The 8,210-nt window shown below is 73.6% G+C and carries 8 protein-coding genes and 1 pseudogene; 6 read left to right on the forward strand and 3 right to left on the reverse strand.

Annotated elements, in window-relative coordinates:
- Window positions 1-222 (reverse strand): annotated as a pseudogene (locus tag ACWGH4_RS25710) (ATP-binding protein); the annotation flags it as partial.
- A gap of 377 nt (window positions 223-599) precedes the next feature.
- Here ACWGH4_RS25710 and ACWGH4_RS25715 point away from each other — a divergent pair.
- Window positions 600-1,448, forward strand: coding sequence for a DapH/DapD/GlmU-related protein (locus ACWGH4_RS25715; RefSeq protein WP_453465120.1), 849 nt, complete (start codon window positions 600-602; stop codon window positions 1,446-1,448).
- Here ACWGH4_RS25715 and ACWGH4_RS25720 read toward each other — a convergent pair whose 3' ends face one another.
- A complete protein-coding gene (locus tag ACWGH4_RS25720; protein ID WP_360037644.1) occupies window positions 1,449-2,315 on the reverse strand; it encodes a DMT family transporter in 867 nt (288 codons plus the stop codon). It lies immediately after the preceding gene.
- Window positions 2,316-2,408: 93 nt separating this feature from the next.
- Here ACWGH4_RS25720 and ACWGH4_RS25725 point away from each other — a divergent pair, with 93 nt between their 5' ends.
- The gene (locus ACWGH4_RS25725) at window positions 2,409-2,981 is read left to right on the forward strand and encodes a cupin domain-containing protein (RefSeq protein ID WP_441265959.1); all 573 of its coding nucleotides are present in this window, start codon (window positions 2,409-2,411) and stop codon (window positions 2,979-2,981) included.
- Between the two features lie 44 nt (window positions 2,982-3,025).
- The gene (locus ACWGH4_RS25730; RefSeq protein ID WP_453465123.1) at window positions 3,026-3,580 is read left to right on the forward strand and encodes a YbaK/EbsC family protein; all 555 of its coding nucleotides are present in this window, start codon (window positions 3,026-3,028) and stop codon (window positions 3,578-3,580) included.
- A gap of 46 nt (window positions 3,581-3,626) precedes the next feature.
- Here the strand turns inward: ACWGH4_RS25730 and ACWGH4_RS25735 are convergent, their stop codons facing one another.
- Entirely contained in the window at window positions 3,627-4,034 is a 408-nt protein-coding gene (locus tag ACWGH4_RS25735) for a CoA-binding protein (RefSeq protein WP_453465126.1), read from the reverse strand.
- A 76-nt stretch (window positions 4,035-4,110) separates the two neighbouring features.
- Between ACWGH4_RS25735 and ACWGH4_RS25740 the strand changes: the two genes are divergently transcribed.
- The 3 genes from ACWGH4_RS25740 to ACWGH4_RS25750 form a co-directional block, all read left to right on the forward strand.
- The gene (locus ACWGH4_RS25740) at window positions 4,111-4,737 is read left to right on the forward strand and encodes a YigZ family protein (RefSeq protein ID WP_441265956.1); all 627 of its coding nucleotides are present in this window, start codon (window positions 4,111-4,113) and stop codon (window positions 4,735-4,737) included.
- Window positions 4,738-4,779: 42 nt separating this feature from the next.
- Window positions 4,780-5,946: an exonuclease SbcCD subunit D gene (locus ACWGH4_RS25745; RefSeq protein ID WP_453465130.1), complete on the forward strand. Its 1,167-nt coding sequence runs from the start codon at window positions 4,780-4,782 to the stop codon at window positions 5,944-5,946.
- A partial coding sequence (locus ACWGH4_RS25750; RefSeq protein ID WP_453465133.1) for an AAA family ATPase occupies window positions 5,943-8,210 on the forward strand: 2,268 nt, incomplete at its 3' end. The genes ACWGH4_RS25745 and ACWGH4_RS25750, both read left to right, overlap by 4 nt.

The following is an 8,210-nucleotide window of genomic DNA, read 5'->3' on the forward strand; positions in this document are numbered from 1 at the left end:
GAGCTGCGCCGACCGGGCCTGGAGCGTGCGCAGTTCGCCGCTCGCGGCGTCGTTCGCGCCCCGGTGCCGGCGCAGCGTCGCCGACGCGGTGCCGGCGGCGACGCCCAGCCAGGCGACGCAGACCGTCGCGGCCAGCCATGCGCGGGCGGAGGCGGGAGCGGCCACGACGACCGCTCCACCGGCCAGGGCGGCCGCCAGCAGCGCGGTCAGCGGAAGAGGCACGGGGGAACGCCGTGACGTAGGTGTCCGGTGTGGTGTGGGAGCCACTGACATTCCGCGATCCCTCGCTGCTCGAGTGCGGGAAGAGCTGTGGGAAACAGGCGGCCGGCCGGCGCATCGGCCCGAATCGCCTGCCACGGGCGACGTATTGACGCCGATCACTGACGGTGATCCTCCGGGAGCGTGCGGTGCTCATGCTAGCCACGGGGGAGGTCGCGGACTCGGGAGTGCGCGCACTGTCCACAGAACGGTGGAGTTGCGCGCGAAGTGGCCTGCGAGAGCCGCTTCCCGTGGTAAACGGCGCGCGGCGGGTGGCTCTTGGGGTGAACATCACAGCACGTCACGCCCGTCGGGAGGCCAGGGCCGACTACCGTGGGCGGGTGCCGAAGAACAGAAACACGTTCTCATCGCCTGCCGCCTGGTGGCGCCGCGGGCTCGCACGTGCCGTCCACCGCGGCTGGCAGTTGGTGCAGGAGGCGGGCGCCGTCACGGCCGACCGCCCCGGGCGGCTCGACTTCCGGCGGATCGGGGGCGGCACCCGGCTCGCCTTCCCGCAGGGGACCGTCTTCGGCGAACCGTGGATCGAGCTGGGTGAGCACTGCATCATCGCCGAGCAGGTGACCCTGACCGCCGGGATGATGCCGGGCCTGGATCTCGGCCCCGATCCGATCCTGACCCTCGGGGACGGGGTGGTCCTGGGGCGCGGCAGTCATGTCATCGCCGACACCCGGGTGACCATCGGCTCGGACACGTACTGCGGTCCGTACGTCTACATCACCTCGACGAACCACAGCTACGACGACCCGCACGAGCCGGTCGGCAAGCAGTGGCCCCGCACCGATCCGGTCTCGATCGGCCCCGGCTGCTGGCTCGGGACGGGCGCGGTGATCCTTCCCGGCGCCCGGCTGGGCCGCAACGTGGTGGTGGCGGCGGGCGCGGTCGTGCGGGGGGAGGTGCCCGACCACTCGGTGGTGGCGGGCGCCCCCGCCCGCGTCGTACGGCGGTGGGACGAGGCGGGCGGCTGGCAGCCGCCGTTGCGTACGCCCGCGCCGGTGCCCATCCCGGAGGGCGTCACCCCGGAGCAGCTGCGGGCGCTCGCCGCGCTCGAGAAGGAACTGCCGCGGACGGGCGTCGACGGCGTGGCTGTGCCGTGGACGAGTGCCGAGGACGGGACGGTGCCCGGGGCGGCGGCTCCCGGCCGGGCCGTGTCCGAGCTCGAAGGGCGCTGATCAGCCGCTCGCCAGCAGGACCGTGCCCACCAGTGCAAGCCCGGCGCCGGCGGCCTGCACCGCGCGCAGCCGTTCCTTGAGGATCAGCAGCGCCGCGAAGACCGTCACCACCGGATACAGATTGGCCAGCACCGCGGCCACCGTGACCGGCCCGGTCTGCGCGGCGATCGAGTACGTGCCGTTGGCCGCCACGTCCGCGAGGCCGACGAAGGCGAGCGCGGGCAGCGAGCGCAGGACGGTCCGCAGGCCTCCGTCCTCCGGCAGCGCCCGGCCGCCGCGCCTGACCGACACCCACAGGGCGGCCCCGCCGACGGCGACGTTGGTCACGCGCTGGACGAACAGCGCCAGGAACAGTCCGGTGAGCGTGGTCGACGCCTCCGCGATCAGAGCCAGTACGGCGCCGAACCCGAAGGCCGCGACGAGCGTCATCAGGACCGCCTGGCGCTGCACCGGCGCGCCGCGCAGCTCGGGTCCGCCCGCGAGGACGATGCCGGCCACGGCCACCGCGATCCCCGCGAACTGGAGCACTCCGGGCCGCTCGCCCAGCAGGAGCCCGATGCCGACGGGGACGGCGACGCCGAGGGAGCCGAGGGGTGAGACGACGCCCATCGGGCCGAGCGCGAGGGCCTTGTAGAAGCAGAGCATCGCCACCGGTCCCACCGCGCCGGCCGCCACGGCGTACCAGAGGCGCGGTCCGGCCTCCGCGAAGCCGCCGGTCGCGACGACGATCGCGCCGAGGACCACCACCGCGACGGACTGGGAGGCGACGACCACGGTGAGCGCGGGGGTGCGTCGCGTGAGCAGGCCGCCGCCGAAGTCGGCCAGTCCCCACAGGAGGCTGGTGGCCAGGGCGAAGAGTGCGGTCATGCGATGCCTCGCAGTACAGTGCGGTGAACGAATTGGTGCACCACACGGTAGTGCAATCTATTGAACTCTGTCATCCAAGATATTGGACGGAATGTGTCGGACCTCGACCAGCTCACGCAGTCGCTCGCCCGCAACCTCAAGCACTGGCGCGGCGAGCGGGGCTTCACCCTGGACGCTCTCGCCGCCCGTTCCGGGGTCAGCCGGGGAATGATCATCCAGATCGAGCAGGCGCGCACCAACCCCAGCGTCGGTACGACGGTGAAACTCGCCGACGCCCTCGGCGTCAGCATCACCACGCTCCTCGACTACGAGCAGGGCGCCCAGGTCCGCATCGTCCCCCCGGAGCAGGCCGTCCGTATGTGGTCAACCTCCACCGGCAGCTCCACCACGCTCCTCGTCGGCAACGAGCGCGGCGGGCCGCTGGAGCTGTGGTCCTGGCGGCTGATGCCCGGTGACGAGAGCGCCTCCGACCCGCACCCCGAAGGGACGACGGAACTGCTGCACGTCACCGCCGGTGAGCTGACCCTCGTCGTCGACGGACAGGCTCACGCCGTCCCCGCCGGCACCTCGGCCACCTTCGAGGCGAACGTCCCGCACGCCTACCGAAACGAGGGCGCAGAGGCCGTCGAGGTGATCATGGCCGTCTCCGTCCCGCCCGTCCGCTGAAACACCCGATCGCCGCCGTACGGCGTGGTGTTAACGTGCGGCACATGCGCGCACCCATCGGGAACTTCGACGACGCCACCCCCGCACCCGACTGCCTCGACCTCCTCGTCGCACCCGTCGCGGCGGCCGTGCGAGCCTGGCACGGCGACGTGCCGGCCGAGCAGATCCTTTACGTCGACACCGACCCGGAGATCGCCGACACCGCCGTCTTCGTCGAGCACTACGGCCGCGAGCTGCTCGAGCAGTCGGCGAACTGCGTCGTCGTCGCCGGGAAGCGGGGAGGAGCCACCACGCTCGCCGGATGCCTGGTCCTGTCCCACACCCGTGTCGACGTCAACGGTGCCGTGCGCAGACAACTGGGCGCCCGCAAGGTGTCGTTCGCGCCCATGGAGACCGCGACCGGCGAGAGCGGCATGGAGTACGGCGGGATCACCCCGCTCGGGCTTCCCGCCGACTGGCCGCTGCTGGTGGACCCGGCCGTCGTCGACACCGAGTGGGTCCTCGTCGGCAGCGGCCGCCGGCGCGGCAAGCTGATCCTGCCGGGCAAGGCGTTCGCCGCCCTGCCCGGCGCCGTGGTCGTCGAGGGCCTCGGCATCTGACACCGGCCCGGGCGGGGCGCGCGCCACGCCCGGGAGCTGCGGCGGCTCAGCCCAGCCGCGGGATCTCGATCGCGGGGCACCGGTCCATCACCATGTCCACATCGGCCGCCCTGGTGCGCGCGTACGCCTCCTCGTCGATCACGCCGAGCTGGAACCAGACGGCCTTCGCGCCGATGCCGACGGCCTCGTCGGCCACCGCGCCGGCCATGCCCGAGTTCACGAACACGTCGACGACGTCCACCGGGAACGGGATGTCGGCAAGGCTCGCGTACCCCTTCTCGCCGTGGACCGTCTCGGCCTTCGGGTGCACCGGCACGATGCGCTTGCCGTAGCGCTGGAGCACCTTGGCCACGCCGTATGCCGCCCGTCCCTCGTTGTTGGACAGGCCGACCACCGCCCAGGTGTCACCCGTGGCCGTCAGGATTCTGCGGATCGTCTCTGCGTCTGCGTACATGCCACGAGAACGGGTGGGAGGCCCGCACGATTCCCCGGTGTCCGGACCCGCCCCGGACGGCGCATAGGGTGGCCGGATGCAGGAGCAGTACCGGACGGTCGCCCGCGAGGGTGTCCACGAGACCGAGATCAACCGATCGCGCTTCATCTGCGCGCTGGCCCCGGCCGCCACGGAGGAGGAGGCCCAGGCCTTCGTCGCGCGCATCCGCAGGGAGCACCCGACCGCCACGCACAACTGCTTCGCCTATGTCGTCGGCGCCGACGCGGCCGTGCAGAAGGCGAGCGACGACGGCGAACCCGGCGGCACGGCCGGGGTGCCCATGCTGCAGATGCTGATGCGCCGGGAGATCCGGTACGTCGCCGCCGTCGTCACCCGGTACTACGGCGGCGTCAAGCTCGGCGCGGGCGGGCTGATCAGGGCCTACGGCGGGGTCGTCGGCGAGGCACTGGACGCGCTCGGCACCGTCACCCGCAAACGGTTCCGGCTCGCCACCGTCACCGTCGACCACCAGCGCGCCGGGAAGCTGGAGAACGACCTCCGGGCGACCGGCCGTCAGGTGCGCGACGTCACATACACGGACGCCGTCCGCATCGGGATCGGGCTGCCCGACGCCGACGTCGACGCCTTCCGCGCGTGGCTGGCGGACGTCACGGCGGGCACGGCCGGGCTGGAACTCGGGGGCGAGGCGTACGGAGATGCGTGAAGCCGCCCGCATTGTCCGACCCCACCGATACGCTCACCGATCATGAGACTCCTGCACACGTCGGACTGGCACCTGGGCCGGTCGTTCCACCGGGTGAGCATGCTCGACGCCCAAGCCGCGTTCCTCGACCACCTGGTGGCGACGGTGCGCGAGCGCGAGGTCGACGCGGTGCTGGTGGCGGGAGACGTGTACGACCGGGCCGTCCCGCCGCTCGCCGCCGTGGCGCTGTTCGACCAGGCGCTGCACCGGCTCGCGGACGCCGGGGTGCCGACGGTGATGATCTCCGGGAACCACGACTCGGCCCGCCGCCTCGGCGTCGGGGCAGGGCTCATCGACAGGGCCGGCATACATCTGCGCACGGACCCGGCGGGCTGCGGCACCCCCGTACTGCTCGCCGACGAACACGGCCCGGTGGCCTGCTACGGCCTGCCCTATCTCGAACCGTCCCTCGTCAGGAACGAGTTCGGGACGGAGAAGGCCGCCCACGAGACGGTGCTGGCCGCGGCGATGGAGCGGATACGGGACGACCTCGCCGCCCGCGAGGAACGCACCCGGTCCGTCGTGCTCGCGCACGCCTTCGTCATGGGCGGCGAGGAGAGCGACAGCGAGCGGGACATCACCGTCGGCGGTGTCTGCGCCGTCCCCTCCGGTGTCTTCCGCGGCGTGGACTACGTGGCCCTCGGGCACCTGCACGGCTGCCAGACCATCACCGAACGGATCCGCTACTCGGGCTCGCCGCTCGCCTACTCCTTCTCCGAGACCGACCACCGTAAGACGATGTGGCTCGTCGACCTCGACGCCTCCGGAGCCGTCACCGCCGAGCGGATCGACTGTCCCGTGCCACGCCCCCTCGCCCGGCTGCGCGGCACCATCGAGGAGCTCCTGGACAGCCCGGAGCTCGAGCGGCACGAGGAGTCGTTCGTGGAGGCCACCCTCACCGACGCCGTGCGCCCGGCGGATCCGATGGCGCGGCTGACCCGGCGCTTCCCGCACATCCTCAGCCTGGTGTTCGAGCCGGACCGCGCCCCGCAGGACGCGTTCGCCTCCTACGCCCAGCGCCTGCGCGGGCGCAGCGACCAGCAGATCGCGGAGGACTTCGTCGCCCACGTACGCGGCGGCAACGGCCCCGACGACGGCGAGCGCACCGTCCTGCGCGCCGCCTTCGAGGACGTACGGATCGACGCCGCTGTGCGCGAGGTGGCCCGGTGAGACTGCACAGACTCGCCGTCACCGCGTTCGGGCCGTTCGGCGCCACCCAGGAAGTCGACTTCGACGCCCTCGCCAGCTCCGGCATCTTCCTGCTGCACGGGCCGACGGGGGCGGGCAAGACGTCCGTGCTGGACGCCGTCTGCTTCGCGCTGTACGGCGCGGTGCCCGGCGCGCGCCAGAGCCCGGGGACATCGCTGCGCAGCGACCACGCCCCGGCCGGCACGCCGACCGAGGTCAGCCTCGAACTGACCGTCGCCGGGCGGCGGCTGGAGATCACCCGGCGCCCGGCGCAGCCCCGCCCCAAGGCCCGCGGCAAGGGGTTCGTCACCGAGCGGGCGCACAGCACGCTGCGCGAGTACGACACGGCGAGCGGCGAATGGCGGCCGCTCAGCAAGTCGCACCAGGAGATCGGTGAGGAGATCACCCAGCTCCTCGGGATGAGCCGCGAGCAGTTCTGCCAGGTCGTCCTGTTGCCGCAGGGCGATTTCGCCCGATTCCTCAGGGCCGACGCGGAGGCCCGCGGCAAGCTCCTCGGACGACTCTTCGACACACGCCGGTTCGCCGCCGTCGAGGACCACCTCGCCGAACTGCGGCGCGCCGCCGAACACCAGGTGAAGGCGGGCGACGAACGGCTGCTCGCCGTCGCCCACCGGATCGAGCAGGCCGCCGGCCCGGCGGCCGCGGAGTGGACCCGCCCCGAGCAGCAGCCCGGCGACCCCGGCCTCGCGGACGCCGTCCTGCAATGGGCGGCGGTGGCCCGCGCCGGCGCCCGTGAGCGGCTCGACATCGCCGAGTACGCCCTCGCCGCCGCCGAGAGCCGGCAGGCGGCCGCCCGCCGGGCCCTCGAGGCCGAACAGGAACTGGACCGGCTCCAGCGGCGGTACGCGGAGGCGCTGGAGCGCTCCGAGGCCCTCGAGACGCGGCGCGCGGAGCACGAGAACCGGTGCGCCCGGCTGGAACGGGCCCGCAAGGCCGCGCTCGTCGAGCCGGCGCTGCGGATGCGCGACGCCGCTGATCGCGAACACCGCACGGCGGCCGCCGAACGCGAACGGACCCGGACCGCACTGCCCGCCGAACTCGCCGACGCCGGCGCCGACCGGCTCACCGGAGCCGAACGCGCGCTGCGCCAGGAGCTCGGCGGCCTGGACGCCGCCCGCAGGGCCGAGGCCCGCGCCTCGGACATCACCCGCGAACTGGCCGACCTCGACCGGCAGGCCCGCGCCGACGACGACATCCTCGCCGAGGCGGCGGACTGGCTCGCCGAGTGGGACGGCGTCCGCCGCGGCCACCAGGAACGGATCACGGCCGCGCAGGAGGCCGCCACCCGGGCCGAACACCTCGCGGGCCGGCTCGAACCGGCCCGCGAAAGACTGCGCGCAGCGCAGGAACGCGACGAACTCGCCGCCCGCGCGGACAAGGCCGCCGAACGGCTGCGTACCCTGCACGAGCGCGCCAACGAGGCCAAGGCGACCTGGCTCGACCTGAAGGAGCGCCGGCTCCAGGGCATCGCCACGGAACTGGCCTCCGCGCTCGTCCCGGGCGAGGCCTGCGCCGTCTGCGGCGCCGTGGAGCACCCGGCGCCGGCCCGAGCGGGCGCCGGACACGTGGACCGTGCCGCAGAGGACACGGCCTACGACCGGTATGTACAGGCGCGGAAGGCCAAGGAGGACGCGGAACGGGAGCTGGCCGTGCTCGGCGAGTCCCGGGCCTCGGCGGCTGCCAGGGCCCGCGGCCCGGAGTCGTCGTCCGCCGGGCACTCCCGGCCGGGCACGACCGTCCCCGTGCCCCGGTCCGGCGAGGACCCGGCGGTGGCGGACCTGCGCGGCGCGGTGGAGGAACTGGAGCGGGAGTACGCCGGCGCGCGCGACCTGGCGGCCGGAACACACGGAGCCCGAGAGGCACTTGAACGCGCGGAGCGGGAGTACGAGAAGCGGGTCACGGCGCGGCAGGATGCGGAGCGGCGCAGCGCCGCCCGCACCTCCCGGCGGGAGGCCCTCGACCAGGAACTGGCCCTGCTCGAGGACGACCTGTCCCGAGCGCGGGACGGCGCCCGCAGCGTCGCCGAGCGCGCCGCGCAGCTGGAGAGCCGGGCCGGTCTGCTGACCGCCGCGGCGGACGCCGTCCGCGCTGTCGACAGCACCGCGCTGCGCCTGAAGGAGGCCGACGACCGGCTCTCCGACGCCGCCTTCCGCGCCGGCTTCGACACACCAGCGGACGCGGCGGCGCGACTCCTGACCGACGCCGAGCAGCGCGACATCCAGCAC

Source organism: Streptomyces sp. NPDC054847, from assembly GCF_053610925.1.

Coding starts and splice junctions, on each gene's coding strand:
- ACWGH4_RS25745 (WP_453465130.1), top strand. CDS start 4,780: ATGAGACTCCTGCACACGTCGGACTGGCACCTGGGCCGGTCGTTCCAC.
- ACWGH4_RS25740 (WP_441265956.1), top strand. CDS start 4,111: ATGCAGGAGCAGTACCGGACGGTCGCCCGCGAGGGTGTCCACGAGACC.
- ACWGH4_RS25735 (WP_453465126.1), bottom strand. CDS start 4,034: ATGTACGCAGACGCAGAGACGATCCGCAGAATCCTGACGGCCACGGGT.
- ACWGH4_RS25720 (WP_360037644.1), bottom strand. CDS start 2,315: ATGACCGCACTCTTCGCCCTGGCCACCAGCCTCCTGTGGGGACTGGCC.
- ACWGH4_RS25730 (WP_453465123.1), top strand. CDS start 3,026: ATGCGCGCACCCATCGGGAACTTCGACGACGCCACCCCCGCACCCGAC.